The 20343-nt window shown below is 68.9% G+C and carries 21 protein-coding genes; 5 read left to right on the forward strand and 16 right to left on the reverse strand.

Annotated elements, in window-relative coordinates:
- Positions 1-16: 16 nt before the first annotated feature.
- The 16 genes from WH07_RS20575 to WH07_RS20650 form a co-directional block, all read right to left on the reverse strand.
- Positions 17-640 (reverse strand): hypothetical protein, encoded by a 624-nt coding sequence (locus tag WH07_RS20575; protein ID WP_157877394.1) that lies wholly within the window; start codon positions 638-640, stop codon positions 17-19.
- A gap of 7 nt (positions 641-647) precedes the next feature.
- The gene (locus WH07_RS20580) at positions 648-2279 is read right to left on the reverse strand and encodes a Hint domain-containing protein (protein WP_157877395.1); all 1632 of its coding nucleotides are present in this window, start codon (positions 2277-2279) and stop codon (positions 648-650) included.
- 219 nt (positions 2280-2498) lie between these two features.
- A complete protein-coding gene (locus WH07_RS20585; protein ID WP_046501998.1) occupies positions 2499-3161 on the reverse strand; it encodes an OmpA family protein in 663 nt (220 codons plus the stop codon).
- Positions 3161-3748, reverse strand: coding sequence for a hypothetical protein (locus WH07_RS20590; RefSeq protein WP_046502000.1), 588 nt, complete (start codon positions 3746-3748; stop codon positions 3161-3163). The genes WH07_RS20585 and WH07_RS20590 overlap by 1 nt, the downstream gene beginning before the upstream one ends.
- 30 nt (positions 3749-3778) lie before the next feature.
- Positions 3779-4453, reverse strand: a complete 675-nt coding sequence (locus WH07_RS20595) for a pilus assembly protein TadG-related protein (RefSeq protein ID WP_063775798.1) — start codon at positions 4451-4453, stop codon at positions 3779-3781.
- 5 nt (positions 4454-4458) lie between these two features.
- Positions 4459-4695 carry a hypothetical protein gene (locus tag WH07_RS20600; protein ID WP_046502006.1) on the reverse strand — a complete coding sequence of 79 codons (237 nt, stop codon included), beginning with the start codon at positions 4693-4695 and terminating at the stop codon, positions 4459-4461.
- A 194-nt stretch (positions 4696-4889) separates the two neighbouring features.
- Positions 4890-5987 carry a response regulator transcription factor gene (locus WH07_RS20605; protein WP_046502008.1) on the reverse strand — a complete coding sequence of 366 codons (1098 nt, stop codon included), beginning with the start codon at positions 5985-5987 and terminating at the stop codon, positions 4890-4892.
- Positions 5988-6081: 94 nt separating this feature from the next.
- On the reverse strand, positions 6082-7422 hold the full coding sequence (locus WH07_RS20610; protein WP_079023400.1) for a sensor histidine kinase: 1341 nt from the start codon (positions 7420-7422) through the stop codon (positions 6082-6084).
- Between the two features lie 91 nt (positions 7423-7513).
- Positions 7514-8401: a DUF5936 domain-containing protein gene (locus tag WH07_RS20615; protein WP_046502012.1), complete on the reverse strand. Its 888-nt coding sequence runs from the start codon at positions 8399-8401 to the stop codon at positions 7514-7516.
- A 16-nt stretch (positions 8402-8417) separates the two neighbouring features.
- Positions 8418-9359 (reverse strand): type II secretion system F family protein, encoded by a 942-nt coding sequence (locus tag WH07_RS20620; protein WP_046502016.1) that lies wholly within the window; start codon positions 9357-9359, stop codon positions 8418-8420.
- Positions 9360-9440: 81 nt separating this feature from the next.
- Positions 9441-10781 carry a CpaF family protein gene (locus WH07_RS20625; protein WP_046502019.1) on the reverse strand — a complete coding sequence of 447 codons (1341 nt, stop codon included), beginning with the start codon at positions 10779-10781 and terminating at the stop codon, positions 9441-9443.
- Between the two features lie 92 nt (positions 10782-10873).
- Positions 10874-11293: a TadE family protein gene (locus WH07_RS20630; RefSeq protein WP_232788989.1), complete on the reverse strand. Its 420-nt coding sequence runs from the start codon at positions 11291-11293 to the stop codon at positions 10874-10876.
- 2 nt (positions 11294-11295) lie between these two features.
- Positions 11296-11679: a TadE family protein gene (locus WH07_RS20635; RefSeq protein ID WP_046502022.1), complete on the reverse strand. Its 384-nt coding sequence runs from the start codon at positions 11677-11679 to the stop codon at positions 11296-11298.
- Positions 11680-11753: 74 nt separating this feature from the next.
- A complete protein-coding gene (locus tag WH07_RS20640; protein WP_046502026.1) occupies positions 11754-13010 on the reverse strand; it encodes an AAA family ATPase in 1257 nt (418 codons plus the stop codon).
- Positions 13011-13048: 38 nt separating this feature from the next.
- A complete protein-coding gene (gene cpaB / locus WH07_RS20645) occupies positions 13049-13759 on the reverse strand; it encodes a Flp pilus assembly protein CpaB (protein ID WP_046502028.1) in 711 nt (236 codons plus the stop codon).
- 202 nt (positions 13760-13961) lie between these two features.
- The gene (locus WH07_RS20650; protein WP_046502031.1) at positions 13962-14840 is read right to left on the reverse strand and encodes a hypothetical protein; all 879 of its coding nucleotides are present in this window, start codon (positions 14838-14840) and stop codon (positions 13962-13964) included.
- 347 nt (positions 14841-15187) lie between these two features.
- Between WH07_RS20650 and WH07_RS20655 the strand changes: the two genes are divergently transcribed.
- The 5 genes from WH07_RS20655 (at position 15188) to WH07_RS20675 (ending at position 20296) form a co-directional block, all read left to right on the forward strand.
- Positions 15188-16786: a hypothetical protein gene (locus tag WH07_RS20655; RefSeq protein ID WP_232788990.1), complete on the forward strand. Its 1599-nt coding sequence runs from the start codon at positions 15188-15190 to the stop codon at positions 16784-16786.
- Positions 16787-16814: 28 nt separating this feature from the next.
- The gene (locus WH07_RS20660; RefSeq protein WP_046502034.1) at positions 16815-17369 is read left to right on the forward strand and encodes a hypothetical protein; all 555 of its coding nucleotides are present in this window, start codon (positions 16815-16817) and stop codon (positions 17367-17369) included.
- A 13-nt stretch (positions 17370-17382) separates the two neighbouring features.
- On the forward strand, positions 17383-17805 hold the full coding sequence (locus WH07_RS20665) for a DUF3592 domain-containing protein (protein WP_046502037.1): 423 nt from the start codon (positions 17383-17385) through the stop codon (positions 17803-17805).
- Between the two features lie 140 nt (positions 17806-17945).
- Positions 17946-18389 carry a hypothetical protein gene (locus tag WH07_RS20670; protein WP_046502040.1) on the forward strand — a complete coding sequence of 148 codons (444 nt, stop codon included), beginning with the start codon at positions 17946-17948 and terminating at the stop codon, positions 18387-18389.
- 191 nt (positions 18390-18580) lie between these two features.
- Positions 18581-20296, forward strand: coding sequence for a chitinase (locus WH07_RS20675; protein WP_046502043.1), 1716 nt, complete (start codon positions 18581-18583; stop codon positions 20294-20296).
- The last annotated feature ends 47 nt before the right edge of the window (positions 20297-20343 follow it).

Consider the following 20343-nt stretch of genomic DNA (forward strand, 5'->3'; position numbering starts at 1 on the left):
GCAGCAGCCAGGGGGGTCAGGGGAGGGCGGCGAGATCCATCTCGATGCCGACCGGCGAGGCGAGGCGGCCGGTGAAGCACTCGTGCCAGGCGCGCTCGACCAGGGAGAGGGCGGCCCGCTCGCGCTCCCCCAGGATGTTCGCCCTGGCCCGCTCCAGATACCGCCGGGCCTGCGCCGTATCGCCGCGCCGCGCGTACAGGCGGCCGAGCCAGGAGGTGTTGGAGGTCAGCTCGGGGGCGCGCGCCACCGACTCCGCGATGAGTCTGAACGTCAGCTCCGGGTCGCTGCGGTCCACGCCGTTCCACTCGTTGACGGCGGCCAACTGGACGGCGGCCAGGGGCCAGTACGGCGAGTCCTCCGCGATCCGCGACAGCAGCTCGCCGCCGCGGCGGACGGCGTCCTCGTCGAGCTGGATGTGCAGGGCACTGTGCGAGAAGAGGAGGGCGGCGCGGGGTTCTCCGGGGTGCTCGGCGGCGACGCGGGTGACGGCGGCGACCGCCGCGCTCTCCTCGTCGAACCACTCCAGGCCGAAGACGACCTGTACGTAGTCGAGCAGCCGGGCGGTCGAACCCTCTTCCAGGGCAAGCCTCTTGACCTCGGCGTACTCCTGACCCACCTGATCCATATCCACCTGATCCATGGACGTGTTACCTGTTTCCCGGGTGCTTGGCGGGGATGAACGCGGTGCTGATCCGGGCGATCCCGTTGACCATACGCCCGCGAATGGTGACGGTCTCACCCTCGACGACCCGGCTGAGTTCGAATTCGCCCGGCTGGCCACCGGGCTTCTGGGTCATGGGGCCGTCGCCCAGACTGTCGATGATCTTCTTCAGTGCCTGCTCGCGGCCGCCCGACTTGCGGACCAGGTCGTCGAAGCCGTGGTCGGCCTTGTTGAAGACATGGTCGAGGACCTTCTGGGAGTTGTTGGCCTTGTACGCCTCGTCGAGCTGTTCGCGGGTCAGCGGCTCGCAGATGTCCTGGTTGTGCACCAGGGCGGGGACGGAGCCGGCGAAGACGTAGTACGAGTGGATGCCCGCGACCGTGAGGTCATGGGTGGTCCGGCGCTCGGTGAAGTGGCCGGTCGTCACGACCCGCATGGGCGCGCCCGAGGGCGTACGGAGGTCGTCGCCGGGACGGATGTCGGCGGCGTCCGTCCAGCGGCCGGGGCCGGTGAGCCAGAACGGGTGGGTGTCGGTGGCCGTGATGGCCGCGGGGCCCGAGGGGGTGGCGACGGTGAGGCGGGTGAAGTCCTTGTCGTCGTGGGTGGTGATGGTCCGTACGACGGGCCGCGCCGCGGTCACACCGGTCACCAGGTCGGTGGCGAGGACGCGGGCGCCCACGGGGACCCGGTCGATGGCCATACGGCGGCCGTCGGCGAGGAGCACCGGGGTGCCGGGCAGGAAGCTGTGGCGGACGGGGCAGGTGGTGGGCTGCTTGTCCGGATCCTTCGGGTTCTCCGGGTCTTCGGGGTCCTTGGGTTTGTCGGCGTCGAGCTTGCGCTTCGCGTCGGCGAGTCTGTCCTCGGCCTCGCTGACGCGCTTGCGGTTCTTGATCAGGCCCTTGATGCCGTCGTACAGATCACCGCCGTGCTTCTTGAGGGCCTTGATGAGTGCGACGGCCTTCTTCCACTTCCACGGGGCGCCGTATTTGGCGGCGAGCTTGCCGACGGCGCCGCCGACCAGGCTGAGCAGCACATTGACGAGGGTCTCGGTGCAGGCGCCCATGTCGCCCTTGGTGATGCAGTCGAGGGCGTCGGTGATGCCCAGCTCGTCGGCGAGGATCTTCGCGAGTTCCTTGGCGGCTTCCTTGGCCTTGTCGGAGTCGGCCTGTTCGGCGGCCTGGGCGTCCTGAAGTTCCTTGAGGGCGGCTTCGTAGTCGATCTGCGTCTGGGACTTCTCGCCGGGCTCACCCTGGTCGTCGGAGACGGGGTCGGCCGGGTCACCGGGGTCGCCGGGGTCCGAGGGATCTGACGGGTCGCCCTGCTGGTCGGCCGGGTCGCCCTGCTCCCGCTCGTCGCCGTCGTCGCCCTCGTGGTCCCCGTCGTCCGAGGCTTCGGTGCTTTCGCCGCCTCCGCCACCGCAGTTGCTCCCGCCGGTGATCCGGCACACCTGTGTACTGAGGCCCTCGGCGATGGTCGGTCCGGCCCCGGTCGCCACCAGTGTGCCGACGATCGCGGCCACGATCACCACGAGCCCGACGTACTCGATGGTCCCCTGGCCCCGCTGCGCTCTGCGCAGCCCCAGCAATCGCGTATCCGTACGCGGCACGACCCGCCGCACGCGAAGACGAAAACGACGCACTACCCCCAGTGGCGACATGAAAGCGAGGTTATGCGCGCATTAACGGACAGTCGTGGGCCCTGGGACCCAATCCGGGACTCAAATACGCAAGGGGCCCGGTCCGCGGCTCTCGCCATGGACCGGGCCCCGGGCCCGGCTTGTACTTCTCAGCTCAGCAAGGGATCTGACGGGCCGTCAATTCGCTTCAGTCCCACGTAGTCAGTTCTGGGAACTCTCACCGCGCGGGAAAGAGACCTCGACCCGCCGGTTCTTCTTGCGGCCTTCCTCGGTGCTGTTGTCGGCGATCGGGTACTGCTCGCCGTAACCGCGGATCTCGTACGTGATGCCGGCCGAGGCCAGCTCCTTGTCGAGAACCCCGTGGACGGCCTCGGCGCGCTGCTTGGAGAGGACGTCTCCATGGGCGGCCGAGCCGAGATCGTCCGTGAAGCCGAAGACCCGGACCTTCGCGGCGCCCTGCTTCTTGATCTCGTCGGCGATGGCGGCGATACGGGAGTTGGCGGCCGGGGACAGCTTGGCGCTGTCCTTGCCGAAGAGGACTTCCGCCTGGAGCGCGAACTTCACGTTCTCGTTGGTGTCCTCGCGCCGCTCCTCACCGCCCTCGGACTCGACGACCGAGATGATGTCGAGCACCTTGGCCGGGGCGAGCGTGGCACCGCCGCGGAGTTTGAGACCGGGGGCGTTCCCGTCCACCTCGGGTGGTGGCGAGGTCGACTCCGTACCTGGCGGGGTACTCGGAGTCTCGTCGGCGCGGGCGCCCGCGGCCATGGTGAACTGGACGCTGGTGAAGAGCACGGCGGCGGCGATGGCGGTCGCCGCCGGACGCTTGGAGACCCTGCGTGCGCGGGCTGTGGTGGCGCCCATCAGGAGATCTCGATCGTGGCGGAGGGCATCAGCGGCAACTGGAGGTCGACCTGCGAAGTGGACTCGGGCGGAGCCGGGAACTGAGCGAAGAACGTCGCGCTGGCCCCCCCGTCCAGACGAGTGATACCGGTCGTGGTCAAGGGGTTTCCGTCGGTGTCCCGCAAGACGTAGTAACGCTTCTTCTCCGTCTTGTCCACGAGGGTCATGCCCCCGAACGACCGTCCCTTGGCCTTGATCTGCGACTCCAGCCCGTTCCATTGGATCGGCACCGACTCATTGCTGCCGGAGGTGTTCTTGACCGTACCGGTGACGGTCAGGAACCCGCCCTCGTCACGGACAGCCGTGTGAACGAGGACCTGGAAACCGTTGCTGCCGTTGATCGTCGCCAAGGTCGTGCTGGTGTCGGGGACGGTGGGACCGCTCTCTTCCTTGGGCTTGTCGTCGCCCGGAGCAGAGGACGACGAACTGGCGCCTTCCTTCGTAGCGCCGTCGCCTCCCCCGCAGGCGCTCAGGGAGACGCTCAGCGCCACCACAGCGAGAGCGGCCCCGGCCGCCCTACGGGCCTTCGCCCCATGCCACAGACTCATTAATCCAGTTTCCTTTGCGTTCGCTCGCGGTCAGTCCTGCGCCAGTCGGACGGAGAATAGATCGGCCATGTCCGGGAGGAGGTCGAGATTCTCCGGATCGATGAGCCAATTCAAGCCACCATCGCAGCGGAGTTCGCCCGGCGAGACCGGCTCGTCCTCGCCCTCCGGCACGTCCCCGCCCTCGGGTGACTCGCCGTCACCCGGTGACTCCGGCTCTTCCTCGGCGGGCTCGAAGCTGCACCGGGGTTCGACGACCGCCGTGGCACTGGCCTCGGCCTTCTGGTCGGCGGTACCCGGCAGGATGCTCTCGCCCATCGGCTTCTGGGTGATGACACGGACCGTGAAGCCCCACCTGCCACCCGACGCCCAGACACATTCGTTCGGCGGCTTCAGATCCGCGCCGTTCCGGTCGGCGAAGCGTTCCGCCGCCTGGCAGCCGTCGAAGGTGCCGAGCGGATTGCCGTTGAAGATGTCGTCCAGAAAACCGGGGTTCAGCAGGCCTCCGAGCAGGTCCTCACGGAACTGGTCCCGGGACTCCTGGGCGGCCGCCAGAGCGGCGGCGTCCGCCGCCGACTGGGCTCCGTTGTGCGTGGCGCCGGCCTGACCGACCGCGAAGAACGCGAGCGCGAGAAAGAGCAGGCCCGCCACCATCGTGATGTAGATGGGAGCGGCCTGCCCTGACTCGCGAGTATCGCTTGCGGTCATCTGGATTAGCTGGCCTCGAGGATCTCGCTGACCTTGTCCGACAGGCCGGTCGCGATGTCCTCGGCCACACCCGTGCCCACGATCGCCACGATGATCAGCGCGACCAGAACGATCACACCGACATACTCGACAGCGCCCTGACCCTTGTCCCGACGGGCCTTCATGGCCGTGACGGTCGTGTTCGCCCAGGTGCCGACGTAGACCTTGGCGGCGGTGGCGGCCTTCAGCGTGATGTTCGACATGGTGTTCTCCTCCGGTGTCGGCCGGCCGTCTGCCGGCCGACTCGTACGAGTCTGTGATGTCGTTCGCGCCCCCGGCTTCCTCCCGGCCGGTGTCGCTGTCGACATGAGAAACGTACGCCGGGGAGATACCCCTCGCCATGGGCCTCAGGGCCCAACTACGGGCCCAACGCGGGGATTGGGCCCCGCGTGCGTGCTCAGACATGGCCGGACCCCCCTCGCGCGAGTCCGTGCCACAGGGCTATCGCCTCGCCGCGGCTGCCCGCGTTGAGCTTGGCGAAGATGCGGTTGATGTGGTTCTTCACGGTCTTCTGGCTGATGAAGCAGGCGGCGGCGATCTGCTGATTGGTCATGCCCGACGCGATCAGATCCATGATCTCCACCTCCCGCTGGCTCAGTTCGGAGTACAGGCCCTCCACGGGCCCGTTCTGCTGCCCCTGAAGAGAATGTCCCACATTCGCTTGCGAAAGCAAAGACTCTGAGGAGGATTGCTGTGTGCCCGATCCTCGGTCAACCTGCCTCGCCTGCATATACGTTGGCGGCAGGTGGGGCGGATGCCCCTGGGTCGGGGCATGTGCTTGTGCAGATGGCTGGTCCGGTACCGCGGGCAGATAGCCGGGGCCGGTGAAGGCCGTTCCCAGGCCTTCCGGCAGGCGCGCGCCCCGTTCGTCGGAGCCGGCCCCGGAACCGGCGCCGCCGCCCCGTACCGTCGCCAGCAGCGCGCTGGACGCCGAGTAGGTGAAGTGGGCGCGGCCCTGCTTCACATCCCGTACCGCGTGCACCAGTTGGTCGGCCGTGAACTCGCCGTGCACGAGATAGCCGCCCGCGCCCAGCCGCAGCGCCTCATGGACGATCTCGCTCTCGCGGCTGTACGTCATCATCATGACCGGTGCCAGCCGTACGAGATGCGGCAGCGCGGAGATCCCGTCGACGCCCGGCATTCTGACGTCCAGCAGGATGACGTCGGGGCGGTGCTGGACGGCCTGTTCGTACGCCTGGCGGCCGTCCGAGGCCTCCGCGACCACTTCGATGTCGTCACGCCCGGAGAGCAGGACGGTGAGCCCCGCCCGTACCACCGGGTTGTCGTCGGCGACCACGACGCGCATCGGCGGCGCGGCGGGCGGTTTCAGGGGGAAGTCCTCGGGGAGTGCTCCGGATGCCGCCGACGGCGCGGCGGCGGGGACTCCGGCGGTGTGTTCCGAGCTGAGCGGTGTGGCGTGCGAGGACGTGTGCTGCGATACATGGGACTGCTGTGTCCAGTGCTGCCCGGAACTGCTGGAGATGTCGTCCGGCATGGCTGCGGCCTCCTCTCAAGTGTGGGGTCTGTGGGGTCGGACAGGTGCGGTGCGGGGGTGCGGGTCGTTCTGGTCCCTCGGGGCCCGGTCGGTGTCAATTGAGCTGTGGTGCGGGCTGGTTGGCCCACGGGTCCTCATGTGTAGGTCGCAGGGCGGTGAGCGGCAGTTCCAGCCGTACTTCCGTGCCCTTGGCGGCACGGCCCCGGCCGATGCGGATACGGGCCCCGATGGACGCGGCCCGCTCGACCATGCCGACCAGGCCGAAGTGGCCGGCCCGGCGCAGGTCTTCGAGGGTCGTGCCCGGCGGCAGGCCCTTGCCGTCGTCGTACACGCTGATACGGAGCACATCGCCGACGGCCCCTGCCGAGACCGTCACAAAGCTGGGGTGGGCGTGGCGCTGGGCGTTCTCCATCGCCTCGCTGGCGATGGTCAGCGCGTGCCGGGCCACGGCGTGCGGGACGGGCGGTACGACGACGGGGCTGAGCCGTCCGAAGGTCGCCTCGACACCGTGGCGGCGGGCGAAGTCCTCGGTGCGCGAACGCAGTTCGGTCAGTACGTCGACCCCGCCGTCCAGCCCCGACTCGCGCCGCAGATCGGAGAGCAGTTCCCGGGATTCGGCGGCGGCGCGGCGTGCCGAGCGGGCGACCAGCTCCGCCTGGTGCTTGACGGTGAGCGGGTCCATCCGGTCCGCGGAGCCCGCCAGGCCGTCCGCCGCCATGGCGAGCCCGTGCAGGGTCTTGGCCACGGAGTCGTGCATCTCCCGGGCGAGCCTGGCCCGTTCCTCCTCGACTGCGCCGTGCACCGCGAGCCGGGCGCGGGCCTCGGTCAGGGCCTGGCTGGCGGTGCCGAAGCCCAGCATCAGATTGCGCAGGGTGCTGCCGATCGCGCCCGCGATGACACACAGGCCGGGCAGCAGCAGTGCGTTGAACCCGGCCTCGGCCTCGCTGTTGACCGCGTACGCCGCGGCCACGATCAGGGACTGGAGTACGGCGAAGAACGCGGCACCGCGCCAGCCGTACACCAGGCCCGCGAGCAGCGGGGTGCAGATGGTGACGTAGGCGAGTGTCGAGTCCGGGGACGCCGTGGCCAGCAGCAGCGAGCCGAACAGCATGTCGACTGCGAGCAGCACCGGGTGGCGCAGCAGGAAGGGCCCGAACCGCTCCCAGTCGCGCAGCAGGACGTACGACACCATGAAGGTGACGACCACGGCCGAGCCGACCAGCCAGATCGCGAGCCCCGGTGCCGTCCGGTTGAGGGCGAAGGGCGCCGCGAGGGCGATCATCGCCAGCCTGAACGCGAACACCTGACGACAGAGCGCCTGGAGGGCGTTCACCTGGATCGCCAGAGTCGGCACACGGGTCGGAGTGGAGCTGTCGGACGGGCGCGGGACATCGTTGCCGAAGCTGCCGGTGAGCGTGGCGATCCGCTGGGCCATGGTGGGTCACCTCCTGGTCGGGTCGTACGGTCTGCGTTCGGGTCGTACGGTCTGCCGGGGTCCTGCGGTCTGTGCGGGGCGTACGGGGCTGTCACTGGCCGAGAATGTCTCCGAAGTCGACGCCCGAGCCGTAGTAGAAGCTGAGCACGATCAGGATCATGGTCGCCGGGAGCATGACCATGGTGACGACGAGCGTGGTCTTCGGAACGGCCTGTGCCGCCCTGCGCCGGGCGTTCTGCGAGTCGGCGCGCCGCATGTCGTTGGCGATCTGGATCAGGGTGTCGACGATGGGCGCGCCCAGTTCCTCGCCCTGCTGGAGCGCGGTGACGAACATCGACACCTGCTCCGAGGCGTTGCGCTTGCGGAGCTGTTCGAAGGCGTCCCGGCGGCTGACGCCCATGTCCATCTGGCGCAGGGTGATACGGAGTTCGTCGGACCACGGCCCCTTGTACTTCTCGGCGACGCGCTCCAGGGCCTGGCGGAAGCCGAGGCCGGCGGAGACGACGACGGCGAGCACATCGAGGAAGTCGGGCAGGGTGCGCTCGATGTCGTCCTTGCGCTTGCGGATATGCGCGCGGAGGATGACATCGGTCCACACCAGTCCGTACGCCAGGGCGACGATGGCGATGACCGGCTGTCCCCGTACCAGCAGGGCGAACCCGGCCAGCACGCCCAGGAATCCGTAGACCGCGCGGCGGGCGGCGTAGCGGTCGACGGTCATACCGCCGGGGTTGCCCGCCATGTCGAGCCGGCGGCGCAGCGCGTCGACCCGCTTCGGGCCCATCATCCGGAGGATGTCGGGGGCCCAGCGCATACCGAGCCGGTCGATGCCCGATCCCACCGCGGTGGTACGGGTCGCGCCGACCTCCAGTGCGATCGCCAGGTCTCCGGGGAGCTTGGCGTCGGCGCGGTAGAGACGGACGCCGTGGAAGACGCCGTAGACAGCCAGTCCGAAGACGACCGCGAGCAGCAGACTCATGTTCTCTCCCCCCTTCTCAGACCTGGACCCGGGACATGCGCCGGATCAGGAAGAACCCGACGGCGTACATGCCGAAGGCCAGGACGACCCCGGCCTGGCCCAGCACCGAGCCCGTCATCTTGTCCAGCGCCCCGGCCGCCATGCCGTTGATCATCAGCAGGAAGCCGAGACCGAGCAGGGGCACCGCCAGTGCGGTGACCTTGATCTGCGAGAGCATCGTGGTGACCTCGCGTCGGGTCTCCTTGCGCTCCTCCAGCGTCTCGGTGAGGTTGCGCAGGGAGCTGACGACCTGGCCGCCGGCCCGGCTGGAGAGCACCAGGGTGGTGACGAGGACGACCAGCTCGCGCGAGGGCAGCCGGTCGGAGAGTTCGCTGAGGGCGTCGTCCATGGTCTGGCCGATGGCGAGTTCGTCGGCGACCCGGCGCAGTTCCTCGCCCGCGGGGTTGTCGAGTTCGTCGGCGGCCATGGCGAGGGCCGTGCGCAGGGCGAGTCCCGCCTGGGTGGCGTTGGCCAGGACGCGGGTCAGCTCGGGCAACTGGTTGATGAACGCCTCGGTACGCTTCGTCCGCTGCCAGTTGAGGAAGGCGTTGCCGCCCCACACACCGATCAGCGCGGCCAGCACCCCGAAGAAGGGGGCGAATATCGCGCCGATGACGAAGTACAGCGCGAGCAGCCCGGCCACCACGTAGACGACGTACTCGCCGGGGGTGAGATCGAGGCCGGTGGCGGCGATCTTGCGCTCGATGCGCTTGCCCAGGGCGGTCGTACGGAGCTGACGGTCGATGCCGGTGAAGCGCTGGCGGCGGCCGCTCGCACCGGCCGTCTGGCCCGTGTGGGTCATACGGTGGACGAGCGCCTGCCGCTGGGCCTTGCCCGACGAGTAGACGTGCACGCCGATGACGGCGAGCACACAGGTGAGCAGTGTGACGCCCATCGTCAGGAGCGGAAGATTATCCATGTCGTGCGGGGACCTTCTCGGTGGACGGGGAGTGGTTCAGGAGCGTGTGGGCGCGGTGGCGTCCGGGGGACGGGGTCTGCGTCACGCCACGGACCTCCGTACGGCCAGGTCCGCCTCGGACTCGGCGACCCCGAAGGCCGGCGGGACGGCCTCGCTCTTCAGATAGAGGCGCTCCGCGACCCGGCGGGGCACGGGGTAGTACTCGAACTTCCCGTGGATACGGCCGTCCGCGGCCATCGGTTCGGCGAGAAAGCGGCAGACCGAGACGATCCGGTACTCCTCGCGGCCGTGCGAGTCGACGATGGCGATCTCGGTGACGCGGCGGGAGCCGTCGGCGTGCCGGGTGAGCTGCACGATGACATCGACGGCGCTGTTGATCTGGTCCTTGATCGCCACGAACGGGATCTCGACCTCCGACATGGAGGCCAGGGTCTGGAGTCGCATCAGCGCGTCCTCGGCGCTGTTGGCGTGGACGGTCGCGAGCGAGCCGTCGTGACCGGTGGACATCGCCTGGAGCATGTCGAGGGTCTCACCGCCACGGACCTCACCGACGATGATGCGGTCGGGGCGCATACGCAGCGAGTTGCGGACCAGGTCGCGGATGGTGACCTGGCCCTTGCCCTCGACGTTCGCGGGCCGGCTCTCCAGGGTGATCACATGGGACTGCTGGAGCTGGAGCTCGGCGGAGTCCTCGATGGTGACGATGCGCTCGCCTTCCGGGATCAGCCCGGACAGTGAGTTGAGCAGGGTGGTCTTGCCGGTGCCGGTGGCGCCGGAGACGATCACATTGAACTTGGCGCGCACCAGACCGGCCAGCAGGACCATCATCTGCTCGTCCAGCGAGCCGAGACTGATCATCTCCTGGAGGGTGAAGGCCCTGGGGAAGCGCCGGATGGTGAGGATCGGACCGGTCAGCGAGAGCGGCGGAATGATCACGTTGACACGCTCGCCGGACGGGAGCCGGGCGTCGACCATCGGATTCGCCTCGTCCACACGGCGGTTCACCGTGGAGACGATGCGCTCGATGGTCTGCATGAGCTGCTCGTTGGAGGTGAACCGCATCGGCAGCATCTCCAGCCGGCCGCCGCGCTCGACGAAGACCTGCTCGGCTCCGTTGACCATGATCTCGCTGATGGAGGCGTCTTCGAGCAGCGGCTCCAGGATGCCGAGGCCGAGGGCCTCGTCGACGACCCGGCGGATGAGCTGGGAGCGTTCGACGGTGGAGAGGACGGGCCCCTCCCGGCTGATGATGTGGCTGAGGACCCGCTCCAGGCGGGCCCGGCGCTCCGCCGCGGCGAGCGCGGACATCTCGGCGAGGTCGATCTCCTCCAGGAGCTTGGCGCGATAGACCCCGACGAGGTGGCTCTCCTCGCTGTGCCCGTTCGTCGGCTCGGGGCTGTTGATGCGCGCCCGCAGGCTCATGTCCTCAACTCCCAGGTTCTGCTGGTGTGGCTGGAGTGCTGGTCCGGTGGTGTGTGGTGGGGTACGTACGGCCGGAGGGCCGCGGGCCGGGGTCAGTCGAGGGGCATGGTGGCGCTCCTCTCCGCGCGGGGGAACTCGAAGACGGGCAGCAGGGCCGGGATCCTGACCTTCGCGGTGACCTTGATCTCGTCGCCCGCCTCGGACTTCTCGAAGACGGTCTCGTCGGCCAGCCAGTCGCTCATCGCGGCCTTGCCCGTCTGCTGGTAGTTGCCGGTCGCCTCGTTGTACGACGCGGCACGGGCCGCCGCGCGCGAGGCCGTACCCGCCTGCTGGACGGCGTACGCGGCGATCCCGAGCTGGATCGCGGCGAGGGCGATGAAGAGCAGCAGGGTGATCACGCCGACGTATTCGAGGGCTGCCTGGCCCTGTTCGCGTGCGCCGCGGGCATCTCGTACGACAGCACGTATGCCGTGCTGTCCGCGCTGTGCGCGCTTCCGCATGACCTTCGGCATGGTCAGTTCTCCCTCACGGCGGAGGCGTGTCCGGTGACCTCGACCGGGATGTCGAAGCCGGGGAAGAGGATGGGGATGTTGACCTCGACGTCCGCCGTGACCAGATCCCCGTCGGGGGGTGTGCAGTCCACCCGGCCGAGGGTCCAGGACCCGGGCAGGTCCTCCTGCGCGGCTTCCCGGCACGCCTCGTTACGGGTGCCGGGCTCGGCGACGGTGGCCGCCCGTACCGCCTCGTCCGCCGCGTTCCCGGCCAGCGAGAACGTGTAGCCGACGAGCGCGGCCTGCCAGAGCAGGATGACCGTGCCCAGGATGATCGGGACCAGTCCGGTGAACTCCACGGCCGCCTGGCCCCGGTCGTCGTACGGCCGGTAGCCCGGGCCGTTCACGCGCTCACGCCATCCGGCGCTTCTTCCTTGGACGTTCATGGTTCAACGTGCCCCCTCCGACGTGTGCCGGCTCATCAGTCCTGTGGCTTCGATCGTCCGCGAAGGACGCCGACCGATCCGCGGTCTCCTCTGAACTTGCCCTGCTTCTCGCCGCCTTCCGGCACCTTCACCAGACCCAGTTCGCCGGCCAGGCCCCACATCGCCTGCTTGACCGTGGACTTGGACTCCAGGTCCTGCATGCGGCCCGCGTCCACCGCCGACTGGAGTTCCTTGAAGTTGGCCGGGATGACCACCCGGGAGACCTGGGTGCTGGTGATCCGTTCGATGAGGGGCGGCTGGATCTCGGTGTTCCTGTTGTAGCGGTTGACGACCGTCACCGTCTCCTCCGCCTTGCGGATCTGGAGCCGGTCCCAGAGGCGGACCATGCGCTTGGCGGCGCGCACCGACACCACATCGGGGGTGGTCACCAGGAGGGTGGTGTCGGCCATCTCGATGGCGGCCGCGTTCGCGCTGTTCATCTGGGTGCCGCAGTCGACGACGACGACTTCGTACCGGTTGCGCAGGGCGCTGACGATCTGGCGTACGGAGCGTTCGTTGACCTCTTCGCCGCGCTCGCCCTCGCCCGGCGCCAGCAGCAGGCCCATGCCGCTGGGGTGGATGAAGACCGCGTCCTGGAGCACTCGGGGTGATATGTCCTGGATGGTGGAGAGGTCCACGATCGACCGGCGGAACTGCACATCGAGGTACGAGGCGACGTCCCCGGACTGGAGGTCCAGATCCACCAGCGCGGTGTTCATGCCCGACGCCTTGGCCGCCAGGGCGAGCTGCACCGCGATCAGGGTCGTGCCGACCCCGCCCTTGGCGCCGCTGACCGTGACGACCGTACCGCCGGGGCCGGTGAACACCTCGGCGCCCTGGCCGAGATGGCGCCGTACCCCCACCGACCAGCCGGCCGCGGCCTGGACGCGCTGGGCCAGTTCCTCGTACGACAGCGGGAGCCCGATCAGTCCGCGGGCGCCCGCGTCCATCGCGGCCGAGAACAGGCCGGGGCCCGCGTCCTTGGTCACCAGGATGACCCCGACGGCGGGGAACCGGAGGGCCACCTCCCGAATCAGTTCGAGTGCCGGTACCGGGCCGATCCGTTCATGGACCAGCACGACCTCCGGCAGTTCGTCGATCGACTCGGCCGCCAGCCGTCCCAGGGTGTCGATCAGCGAGGTCGAGTCACCGACCGGCGCGGCCGGCTCCGCGTCGGGGAGCTGGCTGAGCAGGGTGGTGATGGACCGCGCGGCGTCGGTGTCACCGACGACCGGGAGGATTCGGGTGGTCATCAGTCCTCACTTGTCCCCTTCTTCGGTTCTTCGGTCCCTCACTTGTCCCCTTCGAGGGTGTAGGTGCTCTCCCCCGGACGCAGCGTCGTCGGGCTGCCGTCGGCGAGGAGCGCGAGCCGTACGTGCTGGGCGAAGGACTCGGCGTACGCGACGCGCTGCGCGTCCTTGGTCTTCAGCGCGAAGGTGATCGGCACGGCCTGCCTGACCGTGCTGCGGTTCCTGTCGTTCTGGTCCGGTTCCAGCGCGGTGAGCCGGCCCACGTCGATGACCTTGGCGTTGGAGACGATGATCCGGGACTGGGCGCGGGCCCCGTCGTTCTCGGCGGCGAAGGTGGCGAAGATGTTGACCAGGTCGCCGGGGGTGATCTTGCCGGCGACTCCGGTCGCGGCGTCGATCATGATGGCGATCTCCTGCTCGTCGTTGGCGAGCGCGGGCCGCTTGACGATCATGTCGTCCTGGAGCAGCGAGCCCCTCTTGAGCTGGGTGACGGCGATCTTGCCGCTGACGACGGCCAGGTCGGTCACCGCGTTGTCCGAGAGCCACCGCTTCGGCATGGTGATCTTCTCGAACTGATTGGCCTGGAGCGCGGTGTACGGTGCCACGTCCTCTTTCAGCCGGTACGCGGCGACCTCGGGGCCGACCTTCGAATTCACGTCGCTGATCACCGAAAGAACACCGGCGAAGGCGGCGAAGGCGCAGAGCACCGAGAGCAGAAGGAGTATGACGCCGCGGCGTTGCCGTGAATTCATGGGCGGAACAACCTCGTTCGGAGATGTATGAGTACGAGTGCGTGGGCAGGAGCAGGGGGTACGGAGACGGAGTCGGAAGCGTTCGGGGTATGAGCCGGGGCCGGTGAGGCGGGCGGTGTACGGGGCTGCCGGACCGGCGGGGCCGGTCCGATGGCGCCGCCGCCGGCCGGTGTCCGCGCGGGGCCGCTGCCCGCTCCCGGGGTTATGACCCGTGCCGGATAGGCGCTCCCTGGTTCTGGACGCCGGTCGCGCGCCCCTGGTTCTCGGGCGGGTTGACGGGCGCCGAGCAGAATCCGCAGCGGTCACCTATCAGTTCGATACCGCACCAGGAACAGACCTCTCGCCGTACGGAGGAAACCAACTGATAGAGAACGGAGATGTCCGGCAGGAAGGCGGCGAACTCGATCATCTTGGAAGTTCCCCACCACCGGGGCGAATCGGAGGGAAGGGCGCTCTCCTGAATTCCCTGGACCCGCCAGGCGGGCGCCAGTGTCGAGGTCACCCAGTCCGACTGCAATTGCCCCTTTCCGACCATCAGTTGTGTACCGAAGTCCGGACCGGTCAGCTCACCGTTTCCGATCTTGATCAATTGCGGTTCCGGGTTGGCGAGGACGCCGAACTGCGAGCCCGGCACCCAGGACTTGGCATGGGACTTGAGGCTCACCGGCACCCGGTCGAGCTTGGTGACGGAGTTGAGCAGCGCCCCGGAGTAGATGTAGTGCGAGAGCAGCCGGGCCGCGGAGGCGACGATTCCGGCGCTGAAGTCACAGATCGACAACTGCCGCAACTGGCGCACCAGCACGGCCACGCCCAGTGGCGGCAGATCGAGCTTGAGCAGGGCGATCCGGTCGCTCTCCAGCATCGACCTGACCGTGTGCAGCCGCCGTTCGTGGGCGGCCGGGATGGAGGCCGGGTAGAGGCCGATCACATAGCCGTGCTGTTCCACGAGCACTTGCATGTCGGCGAGCGCCGCGTCCAGGGGCTGGGCGTCGGGCGACTGTAGCAGCGCCGCGGTGGGCGTCTGATGGTCCGTCGGTGGCAGCACCAGATCAGGACTGGTGACAGCAATCGCGGTCGGCACGCTGGTTCCCCGTTCAGCACCGGCCGTCGGCGTTCCGGCGACCGCGGTTCTCTCCTGCTCCGGGCTTCTGCCCCCGCACTTTATCCAGGACTCCCCGCACGGAGAACACCTCTCAGATACCGGTGACCCAACTTTGAGGCGGCAAGCACCGGCAAACTCGGGCGAAGCAGTCACCTGTTCACTCATGTTTCAATGAATATTCGAATCGATGGAATTTCGCCTCCAAACCCGATGGTTTGGGCCCGGGTTGGGCCCAGGGACCCACGCCTCGGCTCTGCCCGCGCTCGTACGCTCCCATTCCGATTCCGCGCGCGAAAGGCGCGCGGCCACCGAGGGGGACGGTCGGGATGAGACGGGAAACGGAGCGGGCCCAGGGCCTCTTCGGGCATCGGCGCGGGCATACGGGCCCGGGCCTGGGTCCGCGTCAGGTCCGGGGCAGCAGGCGCGACCGCGGTGTCACGGCCACCGAGTACGTCGGTGTGATCGTGGTGGTGGCCGCGGTCGCCGGCGCGATGGTCGGTACGGGTGTCGACGAGACCCTCGCCACCAATCTGCGCTGTCTGGTGAGCTTCAGCGGCCCGTGCACCACGGGCGGCGGCACCGGTGACCAGGCACAGCCCAGGACCGACGCCGACTACGAGCCGCCGCTCTGCCAGATCTCCTCGGTCACCGACAAGGCGGGCGCCAAGGCGAAGGTCCTCTTCATCGAGTGGGGTGAGGAGTACGGGTTCCAGCAGACGACCTTCCAGGCCAACACCGATGTCAACAAGGACGGCACGGTCGACGCGAACGACCAGCAGGTGATGATGACCTTCACCGACGCCGCCTCCGTAGCGGCCAAGAAGGACTGGAAACCGGGCGCGAAAATCGGCAAGTTCGGAGCCGACAAGGTGGAACTCGGCGCGGGGATCAAGGTCACCAACGGCGACACCTGGGTCTTTGACAGCGAGGAGGAGGCCGCCGCCTTCCGCGACGACATCGAATCGCTGAAGACGTACGAGCTGGCCAACCGCAACGCCAACGCGCGCGGCGGCGGTCTCGGCAACAGCATCCTCTATCTCTTCGGCAAGGGGCCGATGGCCGAGGAGGAGAAGCTCCGAGAGCGCATCGACGAGAAGCTCGGCAAGCGCCACATCAGCTACGGCAAGGTCGGTCTGGAGGCCAGCGCGGCCGGCGGGCTCAAGCTGTCGGCGGGCGACGAGAAGAAGCTGAGCGGCACCCTCGGCGGCAACTTCAAGTTCTCCCCCGAGGTGACCTGGACGGACAACGACTTCAAGGGCACCAAGGCGTACACGTACAGCGCGGCCATCGAGTACGGCGGCAAGGTCGGATACGAGGCCGGGCCCCTCAGCGGTGAGTCCTCCGGCTCGGTCACCCAGACCGGCACGATCACCGTCACGCACGACAAGAAGACCGGCGAGCTGCTGCGGATCGACATGACCCGTACGGTCGAGAAGGGCGCCACCAAGGACGGCGCGAAGCTCGGCGGCGACAACGGCAAGAGCGGCGACGACAAGCGCGGCGGCAGCGGCGGTGCGAAGGGCGGCGACCAGAACACCGGGATCGAGGTCGTCACCAACTCCGTCGTCATCCCGCCGGGCAGCGACGGCGACAAGCAGCGCCGTATCGCCCAGGAGTGGCTGGACGGCCACGGCGACAACGCCGCGCCCTTCACGTACATGTTCGATGACCACGCGCCGACGAAGCGGCCGGGCGCGGACGACCCGTTCGGACAGCTCCTGTTCGACGAGGGCCTGTCCAGCCGGACGACCTACACCGGCAGGACGAACGCCGCGGAGTACGGCTTCGAACTGAACCTGGGGCTGAGCCTGGGCTTCTCCGTCTCCACCGAGAAGAAGGAAGAGACCCTTGACCAGGCGGAGTTCCTCGGTGCGCCCCACGGGGACAGCCGCAGCTACCTCCCGTACAGCTACTGTGCGAACTGACCCCGGCGGCGACAGGAGCACACTCGTGATGGTCTCTGGAAAGACAACCCGGTGGCCGGTTCTGGCCACCGCCCTCTCCGCCGCCGTCCTGCTGACGGCGGGGTGCGGTACGGGCACGGGCGCCGGCACCGTACCCGACGGCTGGAAGACGCTGAAGACCCCCGCGGTCACGGTCGCGTACCCGCCCGCCTTCACGCCGCAGACCGACTCCGAGCGCAGCAAGTACAACGCGGCGGCCGCCACCCTCGACGAAGGCGGCAAGTCCGTCGCGATCATCACCGTGCAGCTCGGCTTCACCAACGCCGACTCGGCCGAGGAGGCCGCGATCGGCGCGGAGGCGGGCATCGCGCTCGGCTCGACCCTCGGCAAGCAGGAGGAGATCACGGTCGCCGGACCCGACGGCGACGAGGAGGCCCGGCGCGTCAACTTCGCCTTTACGGAGAAGGGCACCCGGTACCAGGGAGTGATCGTCGCCGGACTCGACTCCGCCGAGAAGTCCTACGCGGTACGGATCGACGCGGCCGGAGGAAAGCTCGCCGAGGGCGAGCTGAACCGGATCATCGAGTCCATCACGGTCGAGTAGACGGGGGCCCGCGATGGAGATTCCTGGTGGTGACCTGCTCTTTCCGCTTGCCATGGCGCTGCTGTTCGGCTGGCTCGCGGTGCACTGCGTACGCCGGCTGACGGCGATGGCACGTGCGCTGCGGGCGGGCGGCCGGGCGGCCGGTGTCTGCGTACGGATCGAGACCGAACCGTACAACCGCTCCGACGCGGAGCGGCATGTCTTCTCCTTCCGCACCCCGGACGGGCGGACGGTCGAGTTCGAGGACCTGGCGGGCCGCGGGGTGAAGGTCGGCGACGAGGTGACGGTGGCGTACGACCCGGCCGGTCCGGAACGCACCGCGACGGTCGCGGGTCCCGGCGGCTGGTCGCCGGTGCTGCGGTACGGACTGCTGGCGGCGGGCTGCGGTCTGGCGGCGGCCGGGTTTACGGCGGTGTTCCTGTTCACGGCGATCTGAGAGAGGACGGCCGGCGTACGACCGGCCCGGAACAGCCCCTTCCCACCGCACCGGTCCCCCACCCCACCACAGCAGTCCCAGCAAGGCGATTCGAGGCACGGAGTTCTGATGCACGGCGATCTGTTCGGAGGCGAGGGGCGATGACGCGGTACGACTACCCGGGGGCGCGCGCCCAGCGGGACGAGGGGCGCGGGGCGCCGGTCTTCGCGCTCGTACGCGCCTGGGCGGCCGGCATCGTCGTCCTGGTCTCCGCGGAGTACCTCCAGGCCACGGTGGTCTACGACCATCTCGCCTCGGACAGCAATCTGGAGACCTTCGGCGGCCGGCTGATGCTGATCCATGTCCCCAACGCGGTCTGCATAGCCCTGGCCGCCTGGGCGGCCGGCCGGGTCCACCGCGACCCCTTCCGCGACTCCTGGCTCCGGCACTTCCTGGCGACGTGCACCGTCCCGGTCGCGGCCCAGGGTCTGAACCTGTCCCTCCAGTGGCAGGACCTGGCCGCCGAGGGCCTGCTGATGTCCAACGCGGTCCTGGCGGTGGGCTCTGTGACGGGGTACGCGGTGGACCGCCTCCAGGAGGACTGACCCGGGTTCTCCGTACCGCGCGGGGCCCGCGGTCACGGGCCGCGGGGCGCCGCCCTGGTGAGGGCTCCGTCGTATACGACCTTCTGCCAGAGGTCTTGACAAGTCGATTGGTCTGGACCACCTTTACGCCCGACGGTGGCCACCGTTCCCCCTCTCGGTACCTCCATCCCCGAAACCAGCGGAGGCAGCAAGTGGAACGTGCACCAGGCGGCAGAGGTCGCATACGTACCTGGATCGGCGGCGTGGTGGCCGTGCTGGCCGCCGGGGCACTGAGTGTGACCGGGCTCTCCGGGAGCGCGCAGGCCGCCGACATCAATGTGGCCAGGAACGCGGGCTTCGAGTCCGGGCTCGCCAACTGGACCTGCTCCGCGGGCAGCGGGGCCACGGTCGGCTCCCCCGTCCACGCCGGCGCCGCCGCGCTGCGCGGCACGCCCGCCGGGCAGGACAACGCCAAGTGCGGGCAGGCCGTCGCCGTACAGCCCAACTCCACGTACACGCTGAGCGCGTGGGTGCAGGGCGGGTACGTGTATCTCGGGGCCGAGGGGACCGGTACGACCGATGTGTCGACCTGGACCCCGGACAGCTCCGGCTGGAAGCAGCTCAGCACCACCTTCAGGACCGGCGCCGCCACCCGGTCCGTGACCGTCTACACCCACGGCTGGTACGGCCAGGCCCCCTACTACGCGGACGACTTCTCGGTCTTCGGCCCGGACGGCGGCGGGGGCACCGACCCCGGCCCGCAGATCCCCGGGGCGCCCGGCGGTCTCGCCGTCGGCTCCGTGACCTCGTCCTCGGTGACGCTCAACTGGAACGCGGTGTCCGGCGCGACCGGGTACAACGTCTACCGCTCCGGTACGAAGGTCCTGTCGGCCACCGGTACGTCGGCGACCGTGACGGGGCTGGCCGCGAACACCTCGTACGACTTCCAGGTCACCGCGACCAACGCGGCCGGCGAGTCGCCGCGCTCCGCCACGGTCACCGGCAGGACCTCGCAGGGCGGCGGCAACCCGCCGCCGGGTCCCGCGGTGCCCAGGCACGCCCTGACCGGCTACTGGCAGAACTTCAACAACGGCGCGGCGGTCCAGAAGCTCCGGGACGTCCAGTCGCAGTACGACATCATCGCGGTGTCGTTCGCCGACGCGACGGCCACGCCCGGCCAGATCACCTTCAACCTCGACCCGGCCGTCGGCTACGGATCGGTGGCCGACTTCAAGGCGGACATCGCCGCCAAGAAGGCCGCGGGCAAGTCGGTGATCATCTCGGTCGGCGGTGAGAAGGGCAATGTCACCATCAACAGTGACGCCTCCGCCACCGCCTTCGCCAACAGCACCTACGCGCTGATGCAGGAGTACGGCTTCAGCGGCGTCGACATCGACCTTGAACACGGCATCAACTCGACGTATCTGACCAAGGCCCTGCGGCAGCTCTCCGCGAAGGCCGGCAGCGGTCTGGTGCTGACGATGGCGCCGCAGACGATCGACATGCAGTCGACGGCGGGCGAGTACTTCAAGACGGCGCTGAACGTGAAGGACATCCTCACCGTCGTCAATATGCAGTACTACAACAGCGGTTCGATGCTCGGCTGTGACGGCAAGGTCTACTCGCAGGGCTCGGTGGACTTCCTCACCGCACTGGCCTGCATCCAGCTCGAAGGCGGCCTCGACCCGTCACAGGTCGGTCTCGGGGTGCCCGCCTCGACCCGGGGCGCGGGCAGCGGCTATGTCGACCCGTCCATCGTGAAGAACGCGCTGGACTGCCTGGCCCGTGGCACCAACTGCGGTTCCTTCAAGCCTTCCAGGACGTACCCGGGCATCCGGGGCGCCATGACCTGGTCCACCAACTGGGACGCGACGGCGGGCAACGCCTGGTCCAACGCGGTCGGGCCGCACGTCCACGCCCTGCCGTAGCACCTTCGTACGCCCCGGACCAACCCGTACCACCCCCCGTACCACCC

The sequence above is a fragment of the Streptomyces odonnellii genome, from assembly GCF_000981895.1.
In the GTDB taxonomy this organism is placed as follows: domain Bacteria; phylum Actinomycetota; class Actinomycetes; order Streptomycetales; family Streptomycetaceae; genus Streptomyces; species Streptomyces odonnellii.

Bases quoted from the DNA above. Each gene is read 5' to 3' on its own strand.
- WH07_RS20605 (WP_046502008.1), bottom strand. From the start codon at position 5,987: ATGCCGGACGACATCTCCAGCAGTTCCGGGCAGCACTGGACACAGCAG.
- WH07_RS20620 (WP_046502016.1), bottom strand. From the start codon at position 9,359: ATGGATAATCTTCCGCTCCTGACGATGGGCGTCACACTGCTCACCTGT.
- WH07_RS20660 (WP_046502034.1), top strand. From the start codon at position 16,815: ATGGTCTCTGGAAAGACAACCCGGTGGCCGGTTCTGGCCACCGCCCTC.
- WH07_RS20595 (WP_063775798.1), bottom strand. From the start codon at position 4,453: ATGACCGCAAGCGATACTCGCGAGTCAGGGCAGGCCGCTCCCATCTAC.
- WH07_RS20575 (WP_157877394.1), bottom strand. From the start codon at position 640: ATGGATCAGGTGGATATGGATCAGGTGGGTCAGGAGTACGCCGAGGTC.
- WH07_RS20585 (WP_046501998.1), bottom strand. From the start codon at position 3,161: ATGGGCGCCACCACAGCCCGCGCACGCAGGGTCTCCAAGCGTCCGGCG.
- WH07_RS20670 (WP_046502040.1), top strand. From the start codon at position 17,946: ATGACGCGGTACGACTACCCGGGGGCGCGCGCCCAGCGGGACGAGGGG.
- WH07_RS20615 (WP_046502012.1), bottom strand. From the start codon at position 8,401: ATGAGTCTGCTGCTCGCGGTCGTCTTCGGACTGGCTGTCTACGGCGTC.
- WH07_RS20590 (WP_046502000.1), bottom strand. From the start codon at position 3,748: ATGAGTCTGTGGCATGGGGCGAAGGCCCGTAGGGCGGCCGGGGCCGCT.
- WH07_RS20610 (WP_079023400.1), bottom strand. From the start codon at position 7,422: ATGGCCCAGCGGATCGCCACGCTCACCGGCAGCTTCGGCAACGATGTC.
- WH07_RS20630 (WP_232788989.1), bottom strand. From the start codon at position 11,293: ATGCCGAAGGTCATGCGGAAGCGCGCACAGCGCGGACAGCACGGCATA.
- WH07_RS20625 (WP_046502019.1), bottom strand. From the start codon at position 10,781: ATGAGCCTGCGGGCGCGCATCAACAGCCCCGAGCCGACGAACGGGCAC.
- WH07_RS20600 (WP_046502006.1), bottom strand. From the start codon at position 4,695: ATGTCGAACATCACGCTGAAGGCCGCCACCGCCGCCAAGGTCTACGTC.
- WH07_RS20640 (WP_046502026.1), bottom strand. From the start codon at position 13,010: ATGACCACCCGAATCCTCCCGGTCGTCGGTGACACCGACGCCGCGCGG.
- WH07_RS20665 (WP_046502037.1), top strand. From the start codon at position 17,383: ATGGAGATTCCTGGTGGTGACCTGCTCTTTCCGCTTGCCATGGCGCTG.
- cpaB (WP_046502028.1), bottom strand. From the start codon at position 13,759: ATGAATTCACGGCAACGCCGCGGCGTCATACTCCTTCTGCTCTCGGTG.
- WH07_RS20655 (WP_232788990.1), top strand. From the start codon at position 15,188: ATGAGACGGGAAACGGAGCGGGCCCAGGGCCTCTTCGGGCATCGGCGC.